Origin of the sequence: Streptomyces sp. CWNU-52B (assembly GCF_047444975.1) — a bacterium.
Classification (GTDB): domain Bacteria; phylum Actinomycetota; class Actinomycetes; order Streptomycetales; family Streptomycetaceae; genus Streptomyces.
Window position 1 is genome coordinate 90617 of sequence record NZ_JBLFJV010000005.1, and the last position, 23102, is coordinate 113718.

At 71.5% G+C, this 23102-nt stretch carries 18 protein-coding genes and 1 pseudogene; 14 read left to right on the forward strand and 5 right to left on the reverse strand.

What is annotated here, in order from left to right:
- The first annotated feature begins 33 nt into the window (after window positions 1–33).
- Entirely contained in the window at window positions 34–1239 is a 1206-nt protein-coding gene (locus ACLVWQ_RS03250) for a transglycosylase family protein (protein ID WP_414106584.1), read from the forward strand.
- On the opposite strand, the gene ACLVWQ_RS03255 is transcribed toward ACLVWQ_RS03250, so the two are convergent.
- Window positions 1229–2656 (reverse strand): DMT family transporter, encoded by a 1428-nt coding sequence (locus ACLVWQ_RS03255; protein WP_414106585.1) that lies wholly within the window; start codon window positions 2654–2656, stop codon window positions 1229–1231. The two genes, ACLVWQ_RS03250 and ACLVWQ_RS03255, sit on opposite strands and share 11 nt — an antisense overlap.
- A gap of 257 nt (window positions 2657–2913) precedes the next feature.
- On the opposite strand from ACLVWQ_RS03255, the gene ACLVWQ_RS03260 reads away from it, so the two are divergent.
- The 5 genes from ACLVWQ_RS03260 to ACLVWQ_RS03280 all read left to right on the forward strand — a co-directional run bounded on the left by ACLVWQ_RS03260 (window position 2914) and on the right by ACLVWQ_RS03280 (window position 9674).
- Window positions 2914–3648 carry a (2Fe-2S)-binding protein gene (locus ACLVWQ_RS03260; protein WP_414106586.1) on the forward strand — a complete coding sequence of 245 codons (735 nt, stop codon included), beginning with the start codon at window positions 2914–2916 and terminating at the stop codon, window positions 3646–3648.
- Window positions 3649–3687: 39 nt separating this feature from the next.
- On the forward strand, window positions 3688–4839 hold the full coding sequence (glgA, locus tag ACLVWQ_RS03265; RefSeq protein WP_414106587.1) for a glycogen synthase: 1152 nt from the start codon (window positions 3688–3690) through the stop codon (window positions 4837–4839).
- Window positions 4840–4890: 51 nt separating this feature from the next.
- A complete protein-coding gene (gene glgC, locus ACLVWQ_RS03270) occupies window positions 4891–6111 on the forward strand; it encodes a glucose-1-phosphate adenylyltransferase (protein ID WP_414106588.1) in 1221 nt (406 codons plus the stop codon).
- A 239-nt stretch (window positions 6112–6350) separates the two neighbouring features.
- Window positions 6351–7745, forward strand: coding sequence for a wax ester/triacylglycerol synthase family O-acyltransferase (locus ACLVWQ_RS03275; RefSeq protein ID WP_414106589.1), 1395 nt, complete (start codon window positions 6351–6353; stop codon window positions 7743–7745).
- Between the two features lie 432 nt (window positions 7746–8177).
- Window positions 8178–9674: an SDR family NAD(P)-dependent oxidoreductase gene (locus tag ACLVWQ_RS03280; RefSeq protein ID WP_414106590.1), complete on the forward strand. Its 1497-nt coding sequence runs from the start codon at window positions 8178–8180 to the stop codon at window positions 9672–9674.
- Window positions 9675–9758: 84 nt separating this feature from the next.
- Here ACLVWQ_RS03280 and ACLVWQ_RS03285 read toward each other — a convergent pair whose 3' ends face one another.
- The 3 genes from ACLVWQ_RS03285 to ACLVWQ_RS03295 form a co-directional block, all read right to left on the reverse strand.
- On the reverse strand, window positions 9759–10238 hold the full coding sequence (locus ACLVWQ_RS03285; protein WP_414107373.1) for a hypothetical protein: 480 nt from the start codon (window positions 10236–10238) through the stop codon (window positions 9759–9761).
- 154 nt (window positions 10239–10392) lie between these two features.
- Window positions 10393–11025, reverse strand: coding sequence for an MBL fold metallo-hydrolase (locus tag ACLVWQ_RS03290; protein ID WP_414106591.1), 633 nt, complete (start codon window positions 11023–11025; stop codon window positions 10393–10395).
- Complete coding sequence (locus ACLVWQ_RS03295; protein WP_414106592.1) at window positions 11022–12110, reverse strand: S-(hydroxymethyl)mycothiol dehydrogenase; 1089 nt, start codon at window positions 12108–12110, stop codon at window positions 11022–11024. Before ACLVWQ_RS03295 ends, ACLVWQ_RS03290 begins: the two co-directional genes overlap by 4 nt.
- 392 nt (window positions 12111–12502) lie before the next feature.
- Between ACLVWQ_RS03295 and ACLVWQ_RS03300 the strand changes: the two genes are divergently transcribed.
- The 4 genes from ACLVWQ_RS03300 to ACLVWQ_RS03315 all read left to right on the forward strand — a co-directional run bounded on the left by ACLVWQ_RS03300 (window position 12503) and on the right by ACLVWQ_RS03315 (window position 17086).
- Window positions 12503–12673 (forward strand): hypothetical protein, encoded by a 171-nt coding sequence (locus ACLVWQ_RS03300; protein ID WP_414106593.1) that lies wholly within the window; start codon window positions 12503–12505, stop codon window positions 12671–12673.
- Window positions 12674–12803: 130 nt separating this feature from the next.
- Window positions 12804–13286 carry an N-acetyltransferase family protein gene (locus ACLVWQ_RS03305; RefSeq protein ID WP_414107374.1) on the forward strand — a complete coding sequence of 161 codons (483 nt, stop codon included), beginning with the start codon at window positions 12804–12806 and terminating at the stop codon, window positions 13284–13286.
- 236 nt (window positions 13287–13522) lie between these two features.
- The gene (locus ACLVWQ_RS03310; RefSeq protein WP_414106594.1) at window positions 13523–15454 is read left to right on the forward strand and encodes a family 20 glycosylhydrolase; all 1932 of its coding nucleotides are present in this window, start codon (window positions 13523–13525) and stop codon (window positions 15452–15454) included.
- Between the two features lie 60 nt (window positions 15455–15514).
- Window positions 15515–17086 (forward strand): alpha-L-fucosidase, encoded by a 1572-nt coding sequence (locus tag ACLVWQ_RS03315; RefSeq protein WP_414106595.1) that lies wholly within the window; start codon window positions 15515–15517, stop codon window positions 17084–17086.
- A gap of 162 nt (window positions 17087–17248) precedes the next feature.
- Here ACLVWQ_RS03315 and ACLVWQ_RS03320 read toward each other — a convergent pair.
- Window positions 17249–18292, reverse strand: a pseudogene (locus ACLVWQ_RS03320) (LacI family DNA-binding transcriptional regulator); the annotation flags it as partial.
- A 265-nt stretch (window positions 18293–18557) separates the two neighbouring features.
- On the opposite strand from ACLVWQ_RS03320, the gene ACLVWQ_RS03325 reads away from it, so the two are divergent.
- The 4 genes from ACLVWQ_RS03325 to ACLVWQ_RS03340 all read left to right on the forward strand — a co-directional run bounded on the left by ACLVWQ_RS03325 (window position 18558) and on the right by ACLVWQ_RS03340 (window position 23093).
- A complete protein-coding gene (locus ACLVWQ_RS03325) occupies window positions 18558–19841 on the forward strand; it encodes an ABC transporter substrate-binding protein (protein ID WP_414106596.1) in 1284 nt (427 codons plus the stop codon).
- Window positions 19842–19846: 5 nt separating this feature from the next.
- Window positions 19847–20776 (forward strand): carbohydrate ABC transporter permease, encoded by a 930-nt coding sequence (locus ACLVWQ_RS03330; protein ID WP_414106597.1) that lies wholly within the window; start codon window positions 19847–19849, stop codon window positions 20774–20776.
- The gene (locus ACLVWQ_RS03335; protein WP_414106599.1) at window positions 20773–21684 is read left to right on the forward strand and encodes a carbohydrate ABC transporter permease; all 912 of its coding nucleotides are present in this window, start codon (window positions 20773–20775) and stop codon (window positions 21682–21684) included. Before ACLVWQ_RS03330 ends, ACLVWQ_RS03335 begins: the two co-directional genes overlap by 4 nt.
- 179 nt (window positions 21685–21863) lie before the next feature.
- On the forward strand, window positions 21864–23093 hold the full coding sequence (locus ACLVWQ_RS03340; RefSeq protein WP_414106600.1) for a glycoside hydrolase 5 family protein: 1230 nt from the start codon (window positions 21864–21866) through the stop codon (window positions 23091–23093).
- Window positions 23094–23102: the final 9 nt, after the last annotated feature.

Sequence of the window (23102 nt, forward strand, 5' to 3'; positions counted from 1 at the left end):
GCGGCTCCTGACGCATGTCGAGGGGGCACCTTCATGGCCGTACGCGGCCGGCACCGCCGGTATCAGCCGAACAGGATCAATCGCGCGTCCCTCACCGTCACGGTGGGCGGTGCCGGAATGGCGATACCGCTCATCGGTACCGGCGTCGCGCACGCGGCCGACGTGGACACCTGGAACAAGGTCGCCGCCTGCGAGTCCACCGGCAACTGGGACATCAACTCCGGCAACGGCTACTACGGCGGGCTCCAGTTCACCCAGTCCACCTGGGAGGCCTACGGCGGCAGGGCCTACGCGGCACGCGCCGACCTCGCCACCAAGGACCAGCAGATCGCCGTCGCCGAGAAGGTCCTCAAGGGGCAGGGCGCCGGCGCCTGGCCCGTCTGCTCACAGCGGGCGGGGCTCACCCGTGGCGGCGACAGCCCCGACATCACCCCCTCGGGCACCTCCACCCGGACCACCGAACGCAAGGTGGACGTACAGCCGCAGACCACACCCCAGTCCCGGGCCGGCACCGCCGAGATGTACACGGTCGTCCACGGCGACACGCTCTCCGACATCGCGGGAACCCGTGACGTACCGGGCGGCTGGCGGCAGTTGTACGACGCCAACCGCAGGACCGTCGGCTCGGATCCGGATCTGATCCTGCCCGGCCAGCGGCTGAGCCTGCGGGCGAAGGCCGCACCCGGTTCGAGCGGCACCTCCACCTCCTCGCCCGACAAGGCCGAGAAGGCCGAGAAGCAGGCGGCGAAGAAGCCCGCGAAACCCGCGAAGCCGGCGAAGAAGAAGGAAGCGAAGGCCGAGGCGAAGTCGGAGACGAGGACCCGGCCGGCCACGCACACCCTCACCGCCCCGGTGAGCGCGGGCACCGGAACGCCGTACCACGCGGCGGGGTCCTCGTGGTCGAAGGGCTACCACACGGGCGTCGACTTCCCGGTGCCGACCGGCACCTCCGTCAAGTCGGTCGGAGCCGGCAGTGTGGTGACCTCCGGCTGGGGCGGGTCCTTCGGCTACCAGGTGGTGATCCGGCACGGTGACGGCCGCTACACGCAGTACGCCCACCTGTCCGCGATCTCGGTGAAGGCGGGCCAGAGCGTGGCGGCCGGGCAGCGCATCGGCCGCTCCGGGTCCACGGGAAACAGCTCGGGCCCGCATCTGCACTTCGAGGTGCGGACGGGGCCCGGTTTCGGCAGTGACGTCGATCCGGTCGCCTACCTGCGCGCAGGCGGCGTCAGGATTTGACGCGGGAGCCCATCACCATGGGCGCGGGCAGCAGCAGCGGCAGACACGGAAGGCCGTAGGAGAAGGCGCTGAGTCGGCCCGCCCCGTCCTCCGGGCCGTCCGGCGCGTCGTCGGACGGCGGCGGCGGACCGTTCGAGCCGGGCGGCGACACGGCACTCTCCGTCCGCCCGGAGACGGCCGTCACGCCCGGCGCCGCTTCCCGTGTCCCGTCCCGCGCCCCGGCGAGCACCGCTTCCCGCACGCCGCCGTCGGCGCCGGACGCGACCGGCGCCTCGGCGGCGACGGCCTCGCGGGTGACGAGGTCACGTACGGCGGCGGTGGGCACGCGCGAATCGGCTCGCACCGCGGCGGCGGCCGTGAACGTTTCTTCTCGCGCGCCGGCCGGCGCGAGCGCCGAATCCCGCACCCCGGACGGAATCCGGCGCTCCGCGGAGACGGCCTGTCCGGGGAGCGCGCCGGCCTGCTCGAAAGGGCTCGGCACGCCGTCCACGGGTGTGTTCGGGGATGTGGTCCCGGGGGTGCTGTCCACGGCTTCCACGGCCAGGGGTGCCGCTGAGGCCGCCGACGCGACCGGCCGCGTACGCTCCGAGCCGCTGATCCGCTCCGTGGTGAGCAGGATCAGACCGCCCGCGGCGACGACTCCGCAGCCCAGGGCGAGCATCGTGCCCGTCTCGCCGTACCGGAACGTCTCACCGAACATCGTGAGGCCCACCGCCGCGGCCACGATCGGGTTCACGACGGTCAGCGTGGCCAGCGGGGCCGCGAGTCCGGCGCCCCGGTAGGAGGCCTGCGACAGCAGCATTCCGGCGGTCGCCAGGACGCCGATCACGGCGAGGCTCGGCAGGTCGGCGAGCGCGACGCCGCCCGTCCAGTCCACCGCGACGGTCTTCGTGAACACCGAGGACATCCCGAAGGCGACACCCGCCGCGACCGCCAGGAGCACACTGCGCACGGCCGGGTGCCGGTGCACCGCGCGGGCCGCCGTCATCAGGGCCACCACCGCGCCGCCGGTGACCAGGGCCACCACGACACGCTGGGTGCTGTTCAGGGACTGCGAGTCGGCCGTGCCGACCAGGGCCAGCAGACCCGCCAGACCGACCGTCGCCATGATCGCGCCGCGCCAGGCGGCCGCGCCGGCCGTCCGGCGGACGAAGACGGCCGCCATGGGCAGTGCGAACACGATGGTCAGCGCGCCCAGCGGCTGCACCAGGCTGAGCGGCCCGTACGCCAGAGCCACGACGTGCAGCAGCCCGCCGAGGGCGTTGAGGCCGACCGCGGCCCACCAGACGGGCTGGCGCATGGCGGCGTACGTACGGTCGGAGGTGGACGCCGCGACGCGTTCCTGCACGATGGCCCCGCCGGCGTAGGCGACGGCGGAGACGAGGGAGAGCACCACGGACAGCACGAGTGCACTCATGTGGCGCTCCTCTGCGTGGGGCGGACGCGCTCCGGCGGGTGTGGCGTCCGGTGCGGCGAACGGTCGGCTTCCATGGTTAATACGATCCCTTGTGAAAGGTCCCGTGTCGTCGTCCCTGAGCAGTCATTGGGTCCTACTGCCGATGGAGTACGTCTTGGTCCCCGTCCTCCCCAAGTCTGGTGACACGCTCCCCAGGTCTGGTGACCCCCATGCGGTGGCACGGAGTACAACCCGCCAGGTGGCGCCGTTATGCCCCCTTGGTGTACTTGGTCTACGTGAACCTTGAATCGCTCGGAGAGCTCGGAGGGTTCTTCACCCTGCGCACGGGACGTACCGCTCTGCCGACGCTCGCGGAGATCTACTCGGCACGGAACGTCACCGACGGAACCGATCCGCTCACTTTCCGTGTCCGCAAGGTCGCCGGGCTGCTGGCCGCACCCGAGATGCGGATCGGGGCCTCCGTGGCCCAGCAGGGACTCGCCGCCCGGCTCTGGTCGGTGGCCCTGGGCGCGGCCGTGCTCCACGGGCGGGTGCCGGACCTCGACCCCCGGCTGCTGCACTGGGACGCCGACGGCAGCGCCCCCGACGAGCTGTGGCTCCCCGAGGTGCGCGCGCTGCCCGGCGACGCCCCGACGATCCTGCGGGTCGTGCACCACGACCACCTCGAACCCCTCTCGGCGGCGCTGCGGGCCCGCCACCCGGTGGCCGCGGGACTGCTGCGGGGCAACGCGGCCTCCGCCCTCGCGGGCGCCGCTCGCCAGCTCGACCGGTGGGCCGCCGAGCACGGCCGCCCCGACCTCGGTACCCGCGCCCGCACCCTGGCCGCCGAACTGCTCGACCAGCCCGGCCTCCGGGACACCGGCACCCTGGACGGAACGGCCTTCCGCCGGCGCAGCTGCTGCCTCTACTACCGGATCCCCGGCGGCGGAGTCTGCGGCGACTGCTGTTTCACCCGGGCCCCGCGGTCTTCCCCCACCGCCGGATCTGGGTGACCATGAGGGAAACCAGCCGCCGAGACAAGGGGGTTCCGGGTGCGAGTGGGACTGCTCACCCGCGAGTATCCGCCGGACGTGTACGGCGGGGCGGGGGTCCATGTGGAGTTCCTCGCCCGGGAGTTGAGGCCCCTCACGGACCTGGACGTGCACTGCTGGGGCGAGGGCGCCGGCGGCGGGGTCGTCCGGCACCGGCCCTGGCCCGCGCTCGACGGCGCCAACGACGCGCTGCGCACCTTCTCGGTGGACCTCTCCATGGCCGCCGCCCTCGAAGGCCGCGAACTCGTCCACTCCCACACCTGGTACGCCAACCTCGCCGGCCACTTCGCGAAGCTGCTGCACGGCGTCCCGCACGTCATGACCGCTCACTCGCTTGAGCCGCTGCGCCCCTGGAAGGCCGAGCAGCTGGGCGGCGGTTACGCCCTCTCCGGCTGGGCCGAGCGCACCGCGATCGAGGCCGCCGACGGCGTGATCGCCGTCTCCGGGGCCATGCGCGAGGACATCCTCGGCTGCTATCCGGCCCTGGACCCGGCGAAGGTGCACATCGTGCACAACGGCATCGACACCAGCCTCTACCGGCCCGACCACGGCACGGACGTCCTGGAGCGGATCGGCCTCGACCTGTCCCGGCCGTACGTGCTGTTCGTGGGCCGCATCACCCGCCAGAAGGGGGTACCGCATCTGCTGCGCGCGGTGCGGGACATCGACCCGGCCGCGCAGGTCGTGCTGTGCGCGGGTGCGCCCGACACCCCGGAGATCGACCAGGAGTTCCGGGTCCTCTTCGAGGAGCTGAGCCGGGTCCGCGGCGGAGTGCACTGGATCCCGCAGATGCTGCCCCGCCCCGAGGTGATCCAACTCCTCACGCACGCGGCCGTGTTCGTCTGCCCCTCGGTCTACGAGCCCCTCGGCATCGTCAACCTGGAGGCGATGGCCTGCGGCACTCCGGTGGTCGCCTCCCGAACAGGCGGTATCCCGGAGGTTGTTGAGGACGGCGAGACGGGGGTACTCGTGCCGGTGGACGAGGACTTCGAGGGAGGGCTCGCACAGGCGCTGGACGCGGTCCTCGGGGACACCGGGGCCGCCCGGCGGATGGGCGAGGCCGGACGGGCGCGCGCGGTGGGGGAGTTCGGCTGGGACGCCGTCGCCCGCCGCACGGTCCGGCTCTACGAGGAGATCCTCAAACAGGCGTAGTCCGGCCTGCGCGAGGGCAGGCATGGCTCAACCAGGGTGAGGGGAGCGGCCATGCGTCGTGGTGGACCTTCGGTGCTCGGGATCGTGCTGGCGGGCGGGGAGGGCAAACGCCTGATGCCCCTCACCGCGGACCGGGCCAAACCAGCGGTCACGTTCGGTGGCACCTACCGGCTCGTCGACTTCGTTCTGTCCAACCTCGTCAACGCCGACATCCTGCGCATCTGCGTCCTGACGCAGTACAAGTCGCACTCGCTCGACCGGCACGTCACCACGACCTGGCGGATGTCCAGCCTCCTCGGCAACTACGTGACGCCGGTCCCGGCCCAGCAGCGGCTCGGCCCGCGCTGGTACCTGGGAAGCGCCGACGCGATCCTGCAGTCCCTGAACCTGGTGTACGACGAACAGCCCGAGTACGTCGCGGTGTTCGGCGCCGACCACGTCTACCGCATGGACCCGCGCCAGATGCTGACCCAGCACATCGACAGCGGCGCGGGCGTGACCGTGGCTGGCATCCGTGTCCCGCGATCCGAGTCCTCGGCCTTCGGGGTGATCACGCCGGGCACGGACGGGCAGACGGTGGAGCGGTTCCTGGAGAAGCCCGCGGACCCGCCCGGTCTGCACGACGACCCCGAGCGCGTCTTCGCCTCGATGGGCAACTACATCTTCACCACGAAGGCCCTGATAGAGGCGCTCCAGCGGGACGCCGAGGACACGAACTCGGTGCACGACATGGGCGGTTCGATCCTCCCGCAGCTCACCGACCGCGGCGAGGCCCGGCTCTACGACTTCAGCGACAACCACGTGCCGGGCGAGACCACCCGCGACCAGGGCTACTGGCGTGACGTGGGCAGCCTCGACGCGTACTACGACGCCCACATGGACCTGATCGCCGAGCGGCCGGCCTTCAACCTCTTCAACCGCAGCTGGCCGATCTACACCAGCTCCGGACAGCTGTCGCCCGCCCGGTTCAACGCGGGCGGCATCGCCAGCGAGTCGATCATCAGCGCGGGCTCCCTCATCCGGGGCCAGGTCACGCGCTCGGTCCTCTCCCCGGGTGTCGTCGTCGACCCGGGAGCCGTCGTCCAGGGGTCGATCCTCCACGACAACGTGCACATCGGCCGGGGCGCGGTCGTGCGCGGCGCGGTCCTCGACAAGAACGTGCAGGTGCCGCCGGGGGCGACCATCGGCGTCAACCCGGACCGGGACCAGGAGCTCTACACGGTCTCCAAGGGCGGCGTGATCGCCCTCGGGAAGGGCCAGCAGGTGCCGTGACGGCTCGGGGCGGACCCGGTCCGCCGTGACGTGCCCGCCGAGACCGACGTGATGTCGCCCACTTGCCGCCCGCTGCGGGGCGGTCCGTGGGCCACGTCGGCCCCACTCGTCCCGCTCCTTTCGCCGGGAGCGGGGACTTAATCTGCTGTTAACTGAGCGTAGCTTGATCGTACTTGACCGTAATCGACCGACAGGGATTGACTGCTGGCTCACCCGTCGTCGACGCGAGAGCCAAGCCATTGACAGCGGAGACTTCCGACTCTGACCTTCTCGCACCACTCGACCTGGCGTTCTGGAACATCGAGTCCCGTGAGCACCCCATGCACCTCGGCGCGCTGGGGATCTTCGCGGCCACCTCGCCCGCCGCCGCCCGGCACGCGGCCGATCTGCTCGCCGCCCGCGCGGCCGGAGTACCCGGGCTGCGTATGCGGATCCGCGACATCTGGCAGCCCTTCGGCCTGCGGCAGCCGTTCAGCCTCCGGCGGGTGCCGGTCCTCGACCTGCGCCGGCCGCTCACCATCGGCGGCGCCGCCCGTGCGGCCGCCACCGACTTCGAGCCGCTCGACCACGTCCGCCTGCACGCCCCCGCCGCCGACTTCCACGCCGTCGCCGGCCCGATCATGCAGCGACCCCTGGAGCGCGGCAGACCGCCGTGGGAGGCCCACGTCGTACCCGGCCCGGACGGCACCTCCTTCGCCGTGCTCTTCAAGTTCCACCACGCGCTGGCCGACGGGCTGCGGGCCCTGACGCTCGCGGCGGCCGTCCTCGACCCCCTCGACGTGCCGGCGCCCCGGCCACGCCCCGAGGCGCCCGCGCGCGGCCTCCTCCCCGATGTGACGAAGCTGCCGCGACTCGTCCGCGGCACACTCGGTGACGCGGGCAGGGCCCTGGACATCGGAGCCGGTGTCGCCCGCGCCGCCTGGCGCGTACGGTCCTCCCCGGCGCTGGTCTCGAAACCCACCGGCACCCGCCGCGTCGCGGGGGTCGCCGTCGAACTCGACGAGATCCACACGATCCGCAAGAGCGTGGGCGGCACCGTCAACGACGTCCTCATCGCCGTCGTCGCGGGCGCCCTGCGCCGCTGGCTCGACGAGCGCGGCGACGGCAGCGAAGGTGTCGCGCCCCGGGCCCTGATCCCCGTCTCGCGGCGCCGCCCGCGCACCGCGCACCCGCAGGGCAACCGGCTCTCCGGGTACCTGATACGGCTTCCCGTCGGCGACGCGGATCCGCTCGCCCGGCTCGCCGCCGTGCGCCTGGCCATGAACCGCAACAAGGACGCGGGACCCAACCGGGGTGCCGGCGCCGTCGCCCTGCTCGCCGACCACGTGCCGGCCGTCGGCCACCGGATCGGCATGCCCGTCGTCGGCCGGGCCGCCCGGCTGCTCTTCGACATCCTGGTCACCAGCGTGCCGCTGCCCGGCCTCGGCATGAGACTCGGTGGCTGCCCGCTGACCGAGGTGTACCCGCTCGCCCCGCTGGCCCGCGGCCAGGCCCTCGCGGTCGCGGTGTCGACGTTCCGTGGTCGGGTCCACTACGGGCTGGTCGCCGACGCGGAGGCCGTCCCGGACCTCGACGCGCTGGCCAAGTCGCTGACCGCGGAGGTGGCGGAACTCACGGCGGCGTGCGCGCCCTGAGCCGCCGTGCGCGGTTGCCCGTGCCCTCAAGCCCGGCGTGCTGCGGTGAGTCGCCGGGCACGGGTTGCCGAGCCCCGCGTGCGTGTCATGGGGTCACCACCTACGGGGTGAGCCGCCGCTCGCGTGTACTGAGCCGCCGCTTCCGGGTCGTCCACCGGGCGCCCGGTGGACGACCGACGCGGCCCGACGGGTTCGGCGTCGGCCCGAGGGGAGTCCTGGAGGACGCCCGCTGGGCGCGACGGTGGCGGGCGGGCGTCCCGGAGGAGGCTCGGCGGGCGCCCGGAGTGCCGCGTTCCACCGGGTCCACGGACCGCCGCGGGAGACCGGTGATCATCGCGGGTTTGGTGCCTTGCCTCGCGCTCCGTAAAATTCCGCCTGCGAAAGCGAGCGCGGTTCGAGCGCCGCGCGAGAACCCGAGGAACGGCAACGGCGATGACGGTGACAGAGGACAGCCAGGCGGCCCCCGCCGTGGACACGGCACAGGCCCCGGACGGCTCGTACGGTCCCGGCATCGACCCGGAGCGGCTGGCCGTCTGCCTCGCCGTGCTCGACGAACTGGAGAAGGTCGACGTCGACCACCCCGACGCGATCGCCGTGCGCCGCGCCACCGCCGGGATCTACCGCTCGGTCAAGCAGCGCCGCAGGCAGGAGCGCAGGGCCGCCAAGACCGCCCACGACAAGGCGGTCACCGAGGCCACGGCCACCGGCTCCGCCCAGCGCATCGACGACGAGACCGAGGGCGTCCTGCCGTCGTCCGTCACCGAGGCCGGCGCCATCGCGGGGATACTCCAGCGGCCCCGCTCCTGCTACACCTGCAAGACCCGCTACACCGAGGTCGACTTCTTCTACCACCAGCTCTGCCAGAAGTGCGCCGCCGAGAACCGCGCCCGCCGGGACGCCCGCACCGACCTCACCGGCAAGCGCGCGCTGCTCACCGGCGGCCGCGCCAAGATCGGTATGTACATCGCGCTCAGGCTGCTGCGCGACGGTGCCCACACCACGATCACCACCCGCTTCCCGAACGACGCCATCCGCCGTTTCAAGGCCATGCCCGACAGCGACGAGTGGATCGGCCGGCTGAAGATCGTCGGCATCGACCTGCGTGACCCCGCCCAGGTGGTCGCGCTCGCCGACTCGGTCGCCGCCGAGGGGCCGCTCGACATCCTGATCAACAACGCCGCCCAGACCGTACGCCGCTCCCCGGGCGCCTACAGCGAGCTGCTCGCCGCCGAGTCGGGCCCGCTGCCCACCGGTGAACTGCCGCCCGCCGAGGTCCTCGGCACCTTCGGCTCCGGTGCCGTGTCCGCGCTCCCCGTGGCCGGGGGCGGCGCGCTGACCGCGCAGGACGTGACCGGTCTCGCGCTGCTGTCCGGCTCCGCCTCCCTGGAGCGGATCGCCGCCGGTACCGCGATCGACGCGGGCGGGCTGGTGCCCGACCTGCACGACACCAACAGCTGGATCCAGGCCGTCGAGGAGGTCACGCCGGTCGAGCTCCTGGAGGTCCAGCTCTGCAACTCCACCGCGCCGTTCATCCTCATCAGCCGGCTCCGCGCGGCGATGGCCGCCGCCGACGCGCACCGCACGTACATCGTGAACGTCTCCGCGATGGAGGGCGTCTTCAACCGCGGCTACAAGGGAGCGGGCCACCCGCACACCAACATGGCCAAGGCCGCGCTCAACATGCTCACGCGCACCAGCGCCCAGGAGATGTTCGAGAAGGACGGCATCCTGATGACGGCCGTCGACACCGGCTGGATCACCGACGAGCGGCCGCACCCGGACAAGATGCGGCTGGCCGACGCGGGGTTCCACGCGCCGCTCGATCTGGTCGACGGGGCGGCGCGCGTGTACGACCCGATCGTGCGGGGCGAACAGGGCGAGGACGTGTTCGGGGTGTTCTTGAAGGACTACGCGCCCGGCAAGTGGTAGTCCCTGCGCGGGACTTCGGCGGGGTCGACGGGGTCGGCGCGTTCGGGCGCCGTGAGCGACCGCGCGTCGGTGGGGGCCGGGCGGTCAGTCGACGGCGCCGAGCCGTGCGTGCCGGGCCGAGACCAGCTCCAGCACCGTGCGCCAGTCCTCCAGCACCCCGGCGTCCAGGCCCGCGGTCCTGGCGGACTCGTCGGCCTGGCTCAGGAGCAGCACGTCGTCCATGACCGGGTCGGCCAGGGCCGACTCGCGCACCCGGGCCTCCTCGGGGAGGTCCTGGAGGCGTATGAGGCGGGCGACCCGCTCGCCGAGCAACGGCCGGACCGCACGCGCCGCGTGGTCGGCGTGCCGGGCGGGGTCGCCCGGCCGCAACAGCTGCCCGGCGACATGCACCAGCCCCGCCACCTGGAGTTCCTTGTCCGCAGGGCGACTTCGGCGCAGCAGCGCGGCGCTCTGCAGCGCGTGCTCGTGCAGATCGAGCGGGGCGCCGCGGAGGCAGGCGGTGCCCCGGGCCCCTCGGCAGGCGTGCAGCAGATCCATCAGCTCTTCGACTCTGCGCAGCTCCATGCGCCAGTCCTCCCTGCGGGCGAGAAAGGCCGTCGTCTCGCGCCAGCAGATCATGACCAGATTTCGATCGGACCAACAGGAACTGAACTGCGCACCGTGGCATGCCCGGCCCCGGGGCGGTCCCGGTCCCGGGACCCGGCATGCCCGTCTCGTCTCAGTGCCCCCGGTCGATCCACTCCTGGAGGTTCGGGGCCTCGGCGCCGACCGTCGTCGAGTCGCCGTGGCCCGTGCGGACCACCGTCTCGGCGGGCAGGCCGAGGAGCCGGCTGCTGATCGACTCGACCATCGTCGGGAAGTGGGAGAACGACCGGCCCGTCGCGCCCGGCCCGCCCTGGAAGAGGGTGTCGCCGGTGAAGACGGTGGCCAGCTCCGGGGCGTACAGGCACACGGCCCCCGGCGCGTGACCGGGAGTGTGCAGGACGGTCAGCTCCACGCCCGCCACCGTGAGCCGCTCGCCGTCGGACAGTTCACCGTCCGGCAGCCGGTCCGGATGCGTCTGCTTCCAGAGCGGGAGATCGTCCGGGTGGAGCAGGATCGGTGCGCCGGTGCGCGCCGCCAGCTCCGGGGCCGCGTCGATGTGGTCGTTGTGCGCGTGGGTGCAGACGATGGCGCGCAGCGTGCGGTCGCCGATCGCCTCGGCGATGGCGTCGGCGTCGTGCGCCGCGTCGATCACCACGGCCTCGGTGTCGTCGCCCACGATCCATACGTTGTTGTCGACGTCCCAGGTCCCGCCGTCCAGGCTGAACGTGCCCGACGTGACCAGGTGCTCGATCCGGGCGGCGGTCACAGCTCCACCACCGAACGCAGCACGTCACCCTCGTGCATACGGTCGAAGGCCTGCTCCACCTCGTCGAGCGCGATGGTCTCCGTCACGAACGCCGCCAGGTCCAGCCGGCCCTGCTGGTGGAGGTCGATCAGCATGGGGAAGTCGCGTGAGGGCAGGCAGTCGCCGTACCACGACGACTTGAGGCTGCCGCCGCGGCCGAAGACGTCGAGGAGGGGCAGTTCGAGCTTCATCTCCGGGGTGGGGACGCCCACCAGGACCACCGTGCCCGCCAGGTCGCGGGCGTAGAAGGCCTGCTTGTACGTCTCCGGGCGGCCGACCGCCTCGATGACGACGTCGGCTCCGAAGCCGCCGGTCAGCTCGCGGATGGCCTCGACCGGGTCCGTCTCCTTGGAGTTGACGGTGTGGGTGGCGCCCATCGTGCGGGCCTTCTCCAGCTTCCGGTCGTCGATGTCGACCGCGATGATCTTCGCCGCGCCCGCGAGGCTCGCCCCGGCGACCGCCGCGTCGCCCACGCCGCCGCAGCCGATGACGGCCACCGAGTCGCCGCGGCCCACGCCACCGGTGTTGATGGCGGCGCCGATGCCGGCCATCACGCCGCAGCCGAGCAGGCCCGCGACCGCCGGGGACACGGACGGGTCGACCTTGGTGCACTGGCCGGCCGCGACGAGGGTCTTCTCGGCGAAGGCGCCGATGCCCAGGGCGGGGGAGAGCTCGGTGCCGTCCTCCAGGGTCATCTTCTGCTTCGCGTTGTGCGTGTCGAAGCAGTACCAGGGGCGGCCGCGCAGACAGGCCCGGCACTGGCCGCACACCGCGCGCCAGTTCAGCACGACGAAGTCGCCGGGGGCCACGTCGGTGACGCCCTCACCGACCGACTCGACGACGCCCGCGGCCTCGTGGCCGAGCAGGAACGGGTAGTCGTCGCTGATGCCGCCCTGCTTGTAGTGCAGGTCGGTGTGGCAGACCCCGCAGGCCTGCACCTTCACCACGGCTTCGCCGGGCCCCGGGTCCGGGATGAGGATGGTCCGGATCTGCACCGGCTCGTTCTTGCCGGGGGCGATGACACCGCGTACCTGCTGGGTGGCCATGGCGGGCTCCTTCACGTGGAAAGTCGGGCTTCGATCATGTTGGCACAGGGCCGGACGGGTGGATCCCCGCCTGTGGACAACCGAGTCAAACACGCCGAAGGGGCGGCCGAACGGACACCGGACGACTTCAGATGGTTACACCGTGTTTTCGGCCCCATCGAGCGGCGGCCCGCTCATTTGGGTACCCTGTACGCGACGGACAGCTCATCGGGTTCCACCCACACCCATGGTCCGTCCCGGGACAAGCCAGTCACCACGGCCTGCTCTCCTGTGAGTTGACCGGCGCCACCGCGTCCGTAGTGCCTTTACCCAGACCCGAGCGGACGTCGAGCGGCCACCGACAGAGTGGTCCGGTACGTCCCGAGGGTGATCCGACACATAAGGAGTGCGCGGTGACACCGGAGAAGACGAATCTCGAGCAGGCCCCCGAGGAACGTACGGAGCATACGGACCGGGCGGAGAAGCTCGGCAGCCTCGACGTGTGGGCCAGGTCGGCCCCCATCCGCCTGGCGGGCTACGAGGACGACCTCGCCGAACCCCACATCCTGCCCAGCGTGGACTGACCGCCGGGTCCATCGGGGAACCCGAGGTATCTGAAGTACCTGAAGTACCTGAGGAACCCGCCCGGCCTTCGCCGGACCCCTTGCGTGATCCGCTGACCGGCATGGACGTGCCAGACTTCTGTTCATGTCCATGTCGATCAGAGAAGCCGTGGCCGACGACTGGTCACGGATCTGGCCTTTCTGGCACCGCGTCGTCGCTGCGGCCGAGACCTACACCTGGGACCCGGACACCTCCGAGGAGGACGCCCGCGCCCTCTGGACGGCACCGGGAAAGCGTGTGTTCGTCGCCGAGGACACCCCGGGTGCCGTCGTCGGCTCCGCCTACCTCACCGCCAATTACGGCGGCCCGGCGGCCGGTGTCGCCAACGCCGGGTTCATGGTCGACCCGGACCGCACGGGCCGGGGCGTCGGCAGGGCCCTCGCCGAGCACGTCCTGCGAGCGGCCGTGGCCGACGGCTACCGGGCGATGGTCTTCAACGCGGTCGTGGAGACCAACCCCGCCGTGAAGCTGTGGACATCGCTCGGCTTCACGATCGTGGGCACCATCCCCGACGCGTTCGACCACCCGGCCCACGGCAGAGTCGGCCTGCACGTCATGCACCGCGCGCTCTGACCGGCCGGGTCCCCTGAAGGCGGCCGCGTCTTTCGGGGGCGACGGGAACCGCGCGACCGGCCCACCGCTTGGACATTCACTGCGCTCCTCTTGGACTTTTGGCGCCAGGTCCGTCCGGCTGTGGGCGCGGAGCGGCAGGTCATCCGACCACTGCCTCAACTCGACCCACTCCGCACCCCATTGACATGCCCTGAAGCCCGCTCGATCATCACACCTCCGATGAATAGGAGGTGCCCGTGAGTACGGACGTCAAGAGTGCGCATCCCGGACGGTCCCGGCTGGTCGGTGCCGTGACGGCGCTCCTGCTGCTCGCGGCTCCTGTCCCGCTCGCAGGCGCGGCCGAGCCGACCGGGCCCGCCGGAGCGGCCGCGGCGGCCGAACCGGCGCCCCCTGTCACCGTTCCCGCCCTGACCGACTGGACGCCGGAGACCGGCGAGTACACGTACGGGCGCGGCACCCGCATCGTCGCGGACAGCACGGCGGAGCGCCGCGTCGCGGCCACCCTCGCCGACGACCTCCGCGCGGCGGGACACGGCACCGTTCCGGTCGTGGGCGGGGGAGCGCGCACGGGAGACATCGTTGTCGGCATCGAGCCGTCCGGCACCGCGCAGGGGCGGCAACTGACGAGGCGACTCGGGAAGAAGCTGGGCGAGGAGGGGTACGAACTCCGCGCGGGCAAGCGCCTGTCGGTGACGGGTGCCACCGAGACGGGCGCCTTCCACGGCACCCGGACCGTCCTCCAACTCCTGGCGCAGGGCGACCGCCTGCCCGCGGGACGCACCGTCGACGTGCCCCGGTACGAGGAACGCGGCGTCGGCGTCTGCGCCTGCTACGTCCACATCACCACGGCCTGGCTGGAGAACCTCGTACGCGACATGGCGTACCACAAGCTCAACCAGCTGCTGCTCGAACTGAAGGTGCGGAGCGACGAGCACCCCGAGGCCAACACGTGGGGCTACTACACGAAGGACGAGATACGCCGCCTCGTCGCACTCGGCGAGAAGTACCACGTCACGATCGTCCCGGAGATCAACTCCCCCGGACACATGGACCCCTGGATCGAGAACCGGCCGGATCTCCAGCTCACCGACTCCGACGGCGACAAGCAGCCCTCCCGGCTCGACATCACACGCCCCGAGGCCCTCGCCTACTACACGGGCCTGATGGACGAGTACGCGCAGGTGTTCACGGCCGACTCCTGGCACATGGGTGCCGACGAGTACATGCTCGGCTCCGACTTCGCCAAGTACCCGCAGGTCCTGGAGTACGCCAGGGCGAAGTACGGCGCGGACGCCACCCCGCAGGACGCGTTCATCGACTTCGTCAACCGCGTCGACGCCCACGCGGCGGGCATCGGCAAGAAGCTGCGGATCTGGAACGACGGTCTCACCGGCGCCAACACCGTGCCCGTCACGGCCGGGACCACGGTCGAGCACTGGCTGAACGTGGCGACGAAGCCGAGCGAACTCCGCGCTCAGGGCTATCCGTTGATGAACGCGGCCTACTCCCTCTACCTCGTGCGCGGCGGCTTCCACTCGGACACCGCGAGTCTGTACGACCAGAGTTGGGACCCGCGCAGTTTCGAGGGCGAGAAGCTGGCCTCGCGCGAGGGGATCACCGGAGCGAAGATCAGCCTCTGGCCCGACAACGGCCGCGGTGAGACCGAGAACGAGGTCGCCGAGGACACCGGCCCGGCCCTGCGCCACCTCGCCCAGGCCACCTGGGGCAGTCCTCACCCGGACGCCACGTACGCCCGGTTCACCGCTCGCGCGGCGGCCGTGGGCCACGCGCCCGGCCGGCGGGACCTCACCCGCGTACCGGTCGCGAACGGCACGTACACCTTCCGCGCGGGGGCCAGGGCGGTCACGGCCGAGGTCGAGCGGACCCCGGACGGCTACGCGACCCTGCGGACCGCGGACGGCTGCCTCGACGTACGCGGCGGCAAGCTCACCCTCAACGTGCCGCTCCAGCCCGGCATCGAGGTGTCCGAGCAGACCTGCGACGCCGCGAACACCTTGCAGCGCTGGCAGTTGCTGCCCGCACCGGGCGGCTACCGGCTCGTCAACGCGATCACACAGATGGCCGTACACGTGACCGACGACGGACGGCTCGCGCAGTACCCGCCGGACCAGCGGCGCCCGACGGCCTGGCAGGTGACCACCCCGTGACCGGAAGCCCCGTCGATCAGCAGAGCCACCCCCGCCCCTGACTTGAGGAGTCCGACCCGTATGGCAGTCTCCCGACGTCTCTTCGTCACGGCCGCCGCCGCTGTCGCGGCGTCCGGCGGTACGTCCCTCGCCCTCACGTCCGCAGCGCCCGCCCGCGCCGCCACCGGCGCCGCTCGCGCCGCCGACGACGCGTGGTACCGGATTCCCGTCAGCCCCGACGACACCGCGGACGAGCTGGTCCGCAAGGCCTCCCGAGTCCGGCCCACCGAGCGGCAGATCGCCTGGCAGGCCCTCGAACGGACCGCCTTCCTGCACTTCGGCGTGAACACCTTCACCGGCCTCGAATGGGGCACGGGGGACGAGGACCCCGATGTCTTCCAGCCGGTCGGACTCGACACCGACCAGTGGGCCCGCGCCCTGCGCGACGGCGGCTTCAAGCTGGCCATCCTCACCGTCAAGCACCATGACGGCTTCGTGCTCTACCCGTCCCGCTACACCGACCACTCGGTGAGGTCGAGCAGTTGGCAGGGCGGCCGGGGCGACGTCCTGCGCTCGTTCGCCGACTCGATGCGTAGTCACGGACTCAAGGTGGGTGTCTACATCTCACCGGCCGACGAGAACCAGTACCTGCACGGCGTGTACGCCAACGGCAGCGCCCGCTCCCAGCGGACCGTCCCCACCCCGGTCCCGGGGGACGACCGCCCGGAAGGGCCCACCTTCACCCTCCCGGCCACCGACTACGGCACCCATATGCTCGACCAGCTCTACGAGGTCCTCACCGAGTACGGGCCCGTGGACGAGGTCTGGTTCGACGGCGCGCAGGGCCGCATCCCGCCGGACAAGGTCGAGACGTACGACTGGGACAGCTGGTACACGCTGATCCGGACCCTCGCGCCGGACGCCACGGTCGCCGTGTCGGGACCCGATGTGCGCTGGGTCGGCAACGAGGGCGGCCTGGCCAGGGAGAACGAGTGGAGCGTCGTCCCCGTCCAGGAGAAGGACAACGGGCGCACGGACTTCGCGCTCTCCTACGACGCGCCCGACATGGGCGGCCGGGACGCCCTGGTCGCCGCGCGGCCGGTGGCCGACTTCCTCCAGTGGTGGCCGGCCGAGGCCGACGTGTCGATCCGCGACGGCTGGTTCCACCACGCCGACCAACAGCCGAAGTCGGTCCAGCAGTTGACCGACATCTACTTCGGCTCGGTGGGCCGCAACGCGGTCCTGCTCCTGAACGTGCCGCCGGACGACCAGGGCCTCCTCGCGGCCGCCGACGTCACCCGCCTGCGGGAGTTCCGCGAACGGATCGACCGGGAGCTGCCGGGGGACCTGGCACGCGGGGCACGCGTGACGACCGCGCCGGGAACGGTCACCGTGGACCTCGGCCGCCCCCACGAGGTGGACCGCGTCCGGCTGGCCGAGGACATCCGGCACGGCCAGCAGGTCGAGAGCGCCGTGGTCGAGGCCCACGTCGACGGAGCCTGGAAGCGCGTCACCGAGGCGGGCACACTGGGCGCGAGCCGCATCCTGCTGCTCCCGACACCCGTACGGGCAAGGCACTGGCGGGTACGGGTGACGAGCACCCGCCGACCACCCCACCTGTCCAAGTTCGAACTGCACCGCTCCCACCCCTGACGGGGCGAGGGGCGCGCCCTTGAGGGGCGCGGGGAACGGCGCGCCCAGCCCCCACACACCCGCAGCCACCGCACCACGCACGCCCCGCAGGGGCCGCCCGCACCCCACCGGCACCCCCCACCCCCTCCCGGCCCAAGCCCCGCAGGGCCCCGCCCCGCAGGGCCCCGTGCTCTCTCGCTCGATCAGCCGAGGCACAGGCACCTCCACCGCCCGCGCCGCCCCACCGTCCAGCAGTGACGTCAGCTCCTGCGCCGCCGTGCGCCCGAACTCCACCGTGTCGCGGGACAGCGCCGACAGCCACGGTTTGACCATGCGGCACAGCGCCGAGTCCTCCCAGGCGACGACCGACACGTCGCCCGGCACCGAGAAGCCCAGCTCCGTCGCGGCGGCGACTCCGGCGACGGCCATCACGTCGTTGTCGTAGACCAGCGCGGTCGGCGGCGCACCGCCGTCCAGCACACCGCCCTCCAGGACATGGCGGGTGACCGCCGCGCCCTGGGCGTCGGAGTAGTCCGTGGTCACCGAGCGCACCTCCGCGAGCCCGCGCCGGCCGGCCTCGGCGCGCAGCGTACGGATCCGCCGCTCGGTGTGCGCGAGGCCGGGCAGTCCCGCGATGTGCACGATCCGCCGGTGGCCCAGCTCGTGCAGCCGCCCCACGACGGACGCCATCGCGCCCGCGTCGTCCGCCCAGACCGTGGAAAGACCGGGGTGCCGGGCGTCCGGTGCCCCGCCGATGACCACCGCGGGCAGCCCCAGTTCGTCGAGCAGGCCGGGGCGCGGGTCGTCGGTGCGGGGGTCGACGGCCAGTACCCCGTCCACGCGGTGCTCCGCCCACCAGCGCCGGTACACCGCGCACTCGTCGTCGACGTCCTCGACCACCTGGAAGAGCAGACCGAGATGACGCTCCGCCAGAACCTCCTGGATGCCCGAGACGAGCTGCAGGAAGAACGAGTCCACACCGAGCGTGTCCGCGGGCCTGGCCAGGACGAGACCGACCGTCGCCGTGCCCTCGCCGGACAGCTGGCGCGCCGCCGTGCTGGGCCGCCAGCCCAACTGCTCGGCCACCCGGCGCACCCGGTCCCGGGTGATCTCGGAGACCCCGGGCCGGTCGTTGAGCGCGAACGAGACCGCGCTCTCGGAGACCCCGGCACGCTGCGCGATGTCCTTCATCGTCGGCCGGCGTGCGGGAGACCGCTTGGCTGGCACCCTTGCTCCCCTTTTCCTTGCCCGGACGATTAGCCTCAGCTGATCCACCGCTGAGGCGATGCGTACTAATGCGCTTGAGTTGAACCACCCTAAAGCGCATTAGTGATCCGTCGCAAGAGATGATCCATGCCGCTCTGAACTGGGATGATGGCGAACTAATGAATTTAGCTACGCGGAATCCATTGACTTCGCGGACGCGTTGGATGCAAGGTCTGCCCGTCACCCCTGGTCCACCCTGTCGCAAAGGAGCCCGGTCACCGTGCGCATGCCTCGCAGAGCACTCGCCGCCGCTGTCGTCGCCCTGGTACTGCCGCTCAGCGCCTGCGGCTCCGGGGGTGACGACAGCGGTTCCACGGACGCCTCCGGCAAGGTCGAGGGAGACATCACCTTCCAGACCTGGAACCTGAGGGCGAACTTCAAGCCGTACTTCGAGGGCCTGGTCGCCGACTTCGAGAAGAAGTACCCCGGCACCCGGGTGAAGTGGATCGACCAGCCCGCCGAGGGCTACGCCGACAAGATCAGCGCGGACGCGGCCGGCGGCACCCTGCCCGACGTCGTGAACGTCTCGCCCGACCTCGTCGCCCCGCTCGCCAAGGCGGGCCTCGCGCTGGACCTCGACAAGGCCGCCGGGAAGTACGAGAAGGAGTACCTGCCGGACGCGTGGGCCGGCCATCAGATACCGGGCATGGACGGCACGTACGCCTTCCCCTGGTATCTGAACACCGGCCCGCTGTTCTACAACAAGTCGCTGTTCGAGGACGCGGGCCTGGACGCCTCGAAGCCGCCGAAGACGTACGACGAACTCTTCGCCGACGCCCTGGAGCTGGCGGACAAGAGCGACGGCAAGGTCGCGACCCTGGCCAACGTGCCCACCATCGAGGACTTCGGCCGCTACGGCGTCGAGCTGATGAACAAGGAAGGCACCGCCTTCGCCTTCAACGACGCCAAGGGCGTACAACTCCTCACCAAGTACAAGGAGTTGTACGACGCCAAGGCCCTCGACCCGCAGGCGCTCACCGCGACCCCGGAGTCCTCCGGCAAGAAGTTCCTCACCGGGGCCGTCGCCATGAACCCGGGCAGCGCCCTGGACCTCGGCAACTTCAAGAAGCAGGCGCCGAACCTCTACAAGAACATCGGCATCACCGACCAGATCACCAGCACCGGCAAGGTCAACATGTACGTCATGGGCGTGATGGTGAACGCCCAGACCAAGAAGAAGCCCGCCGCGGTCGCCTTCGCGCACTTCGTCACCGACGCGCAGAACCAGATGTCGTTCGCCAAGAAGGTCGCGATCTTCCCGAGCACCGCCGGTTCGCTCGACGACCCGTACTTCACCGAGGAGGACGGCACAGACGAGACCCGGGTACGGGTCGCCGCCGCCAAGTCCCTGAAGAACGCCGCCAACTACACTCCGGTGCTGTTCAGCGAGCAGATGAAGACCGAGCTGCGCAACTCCGTCGCCAAGGCGCTGCAGGGCAAGGTGAGCCCCGAGGAAGCGCTCGACAACGCCGTCAAGGCGTGCGACCGCCTGCTCCAGCAGCAGGGCTGACCGGCATGGCCAGTGGTTCCTCCAGCGTTTCCAGTGCTTCCGGAGTCTCCAGCGCTTCCGTGCGGGTGCGGCGCCAACTGCCCGCCAGTCCGTGGCTGTTCGCGGCCCCCGGACTGCTGGTCGTCGGCGTCTTCATCCTCTACCCGTTCGTCTCGACCGTGGTCAACTCCTTCACCGACCGCCGGACCCTGATCCCCGGCGAGTTCGTGGGACTGGCCAACTTCCGGGAGCTGCTGCACGACGAGATGTTCTGGATCGGCCTGCGCAACAGCACGCTGTACGTCCTCGGGGTGGTCCCCGCGCTCGTCCTGCTGCCCCTGCTGCTGGCGCTCCTGGTCCAGAAGAACATCCCCGGCATCGCCTTCTTCCGGTCGGCCTTCTACACCCCGGTCGTCGCCTCCATCGTGGTGGTGGGCCTCATCTGGGTGTGGCTGCTCGACGAACGCGGCCTGGTGAACGCGCTGCTGGAGGCGGTCGGGGTCGGCAGGGTCGGCTTCCTGAGCGACCAATGGCTGCTCCTGCTGAGCGCCATGGCCGTCACGGTCTGGAAGGGCCTCGGCTACTACATGATCATTTACCTGGCCGCGCTCGCCAACGTGCCGCGCGAGCTGCACGAGGCCGCGGCGGTGGACGGCGCGGGCGCGATCCGCCGCTTCCTCACGGTCACCGTGCCGGCCGTCCGCTCCACGATGGTGCTCGTCGGCGCACTCTCCTCGGTCGCCGCGTTCAAGGTGTTCTCCGAGGTGTATCTGATGGCGGGGCCGAACGGCGGCCCCGCCGGCGAGGACACCACCCTCGTGATGCTCGTCCAGCGCACCGGCACCGGGCTGACCGGCCGGGTCGGCTACGCCTCCGCCATCTCCGTCGTCGTCTTCGTCGTCACCGTCGCGCTGATGCTGCTCGTGCTGCGCGCCGACCGTAAGGAGGACGCGTGAGTGTCACCGAGAAGGCCCCCGAGGCGCCGCCCGCCGCGCCGGTACGCCGTCGTGGCAGGCGGGTCACCGACGAACACGGGCGGCACATCCGGGTCTGGGAACTCGCCCTGCGCTACCTGCTGTTGCTGGCCGTCCTGGCGCTGACCGTCGGACCGTTCCTGTGGCAGCTCTCGACGTCCCTGAAGGGTCCGACCGAGGACATCTTCAGCTCACCGCCGAAGTTCCTGCCGGGCGATCCGACCCTGCACAACTACGACCGCGTGGCCCAGACCATCCCTGTGTGGGACTACGCCCTCAACTCGCTGAAGGTCGCCACCACCAACGTCGTGACCAACTGCGTCGGCGCGGCCCTCGCGGGCTACGCGCTCGCCCGGCTGCGCTACCGCGGCCGCAAGGTGGCCACGCTCGTGTTCATCCTCGCGATGCTCGTGCCCGTGGAGGGCATCATCATCGCCCAGTTCACGACGATGCGTGAGCTGGGCCTGAACAACACCCTCGTCGGGGTGGTCCTGCCCGGCTGCATCAGCGCGCTGAACGTCCTGCTGATGCGCAACGCGTTCCTCAACCTCCCGTACGAGATCGAGGAGGCGGCCTTCGTCGACGGCGCGAACACCTGGCAGCGGTTCCTGCGGATCGCGCTGCCGTCGGTGAAGGGCACGCTCGCGGTGGTCGCGATCTTCGCCTTCATGGGGGCCTGGGACGACTTCCTGTGGCCGCTCATCGTGCTGAGCGACCCCGACAAATTCACCCTGACCATCGGCCTCAACTATCTGCACGGCACCTTCGCCAACGACGAACGGCTCGTCGCCGCGGGCACGATCATCGCGGTGGCTCCGCTGATCGCGCTCTTCGCCTGCCTCCAGCGGTACTTCTTCCGCGGGGTCGGCGAGGGCGCGGTGAAGGGGTGAGGCGCGCGGTCATCGGGCGCGCGCCTCGTGAACCACGTGTGGTGCCCGGGCGTCCGCCGGTCGTCGGGTGCGGGCCGGCGGGGGCTGGTCGCGCAGTTCGCGCGCCCCTGGCGGCGGTCGTAGTGGTTCGTGCATCCCCCCACACATACGCAGCACAGAAACAGGACTAGGACTCCCGGATGACCTCTGCCGTCCGCTTCGGCGTCAACTACACCCCGAGTGAAGGGTGGTTCCATCACTGGCTCGACTTCGACCTCGACTCGGTGCGCGCCGATCTCGACTCGATCGCCGCGCTCGGACTCGACCACATCAGGGTCTTCCCGATCTGGCCCTACTTCCAGCCGAACCGCTCACTGGTCCGCCCCCGTGCCGTGGAGCAGCTCGTCTCCCTCGTCGACGCCGCCGCCGAGCGGGGTCTCGACGTCAACGTGGACGGCCTGCAAGGGCACTTGTCGAGCTTCGACTTCCTTCCCGCCTGGACGCAGACCTGGCACCGGCGGAACCTCTTCACCGACCCCGAGGTGGTCGAGGGGCAGGCCCGGTACCTGCGGACCCTCGCGGCCGCTCTCGCGGAGCGGCCCAACTTCCTCGGCATGACCGTGGGCAACGAGGTCAACCAGTTCTCGGCCGGCCCCCACCCGGACCCCGACCGGGCGGCACCCGCGCTCGTCGACGCCTGGCTGGAGCGGATGCTCACGGCCTGCGAGCAGGGCGCGCCCGGCAAGCTGCACCTGCACGCGGAGTACGACGCGGCCTGGTACCAGGACGACATGCCGTTCACCCCGGCCCAGGCCGCCCGGCGCGGCGCCGTCACCGCCGTGCACTCCTGGGTCTTCAACGGCACGGCCCAGCGGCACGGCCGGACCGGTGTCGCGACCGAACACCACGCCGCCTATCTGATCGAGCTCAGCAAGGCGTGGGCCGACGACCCCGGGCGCCCGGTCTGGCTCCAGGAGGTCGGGGCCCCCGCGCCGCTGGTCCCCGCCGAGCACGCCGCCGCCTTCACCGAGGCGACCGTCGCGAACGCCCTGGACTGCACGGATCTCTGGGGCATCACCTGGTGGTGCTCCCACGACGTGTCCCGCGACCTCGCCGATTTCCCCGAACTCGAATACGGACTGGGCCTGTTGACCAACGGTCGCCGCCCCAAGGACAGCGCGCGGGCGCTGGCCCGCGCGGCCCGCGAGCACACGTACACGCCCAAGACCCGCAGCACGGCGCTCGTCGTGCCCGACGACCCCGCAGGGCGTTCGGTCTGCGCGCCGGGCGGCCCGGTGTTCGAGGCGTTCTTCCGGCTCACCGCCGACGGTGCCCGCCCGGCCACCGTCCTCGCCTCCCGCGCCGGCGACGCGGCGCATCTCACCGCACGGGGCATCACCGAGGTCGTCACTCCGGAGCAGGTCCCGTGAGCCTCGTGA

What these genes read in the sequence shown, in the direction of transcription:
- ACLVWQ_RS03315 (WP_414106595.1), top strand. Translation starts at nt 15,515, where the DNA reads ATGGCAGTCTCCCGACGTCTCTTCGTCACGGCCGCCGCCGCTGTCGCG.
- ACLVWQ_RS03250 (WP_414106584.1), top strand. Translation starts at nt 34, where the DNA reads ATGGCCGTACGCGGCCGGCACCGCCGGTATCAGCCGAACAGGATCAAT.
- ACLVWQ_RS03305 (WP_414107374.1), top strand. Translation starts at nt 12,804, where the DNA reads ATGTCGATCAGAGAAGCCGTGGCCGACGACTGGTCACGGATCTGGCCT.
- ACLVWQ_RS03325 (WP_414106596.1), top strand. Translation starts at nt 18,558, where the DNA reads ATGCCTCGCAGAGCACTCGCCGCCGCTGTCGTCGCCCTGGTACTGCCG.
- glgC (WP_414106588.1), top strand. Translation starts at nt 4,891, where the DNA reads ATGCGTCGTGGTGGACCTTCGGTGCTCGGGATCGTGCTGGCGGGCGGG.
- ACLVWQ_RS03285 (WP_414107373.1), bottom strand. Translation starts at nt 10,238, where the DNA reads ATGGAGCTGCGCAGAGTCGAAGAGCTGATGGATCTGCTGCACGCCTGC.
- ACLVWQ_RS03295 (WP_414106592.1), bottom strand. Translation starts at nt 12,110, where the DNA reads ATGGCCACCCAGCAGGTACGCGGTGTCATCGCCCCCGGCAAGAACGAG.
- ACLVWQ_RS03255 (WP_414106585.1), bottom strand. Translation starts at nt 2,656, where the DNA reads ATGAGTGCACTCGTGCTGTCCGTGGTGCTCTCCCTCGTCTCCGCCGTC.
- ACLVWQ_RS03330 (WP_414106597.1), top strand. Translation starts at nt 19,847, where the DNA reads ATGGCCAGTGGTTCCTCCAGCGTTTCCAGTGCTTCCGGAGTCTCCAGC.
- ACLVWQ_RS03340 (WP_414106600.1), top strand. Translation starts at nt 21,864, where the DNA reads ATGACCTCTGCCGTCCGCTTCGGCGTCAACTACACCCCGAGTGAAGGG.
- ACLVWQ_RS03280 (WP_414106590.1), top strand. Translation starts at nt 8,178, where the DNA reads ATGACGGTGACAGAGGACAGCCAGGCGGCCCCCGCCGTGGACACGGCA.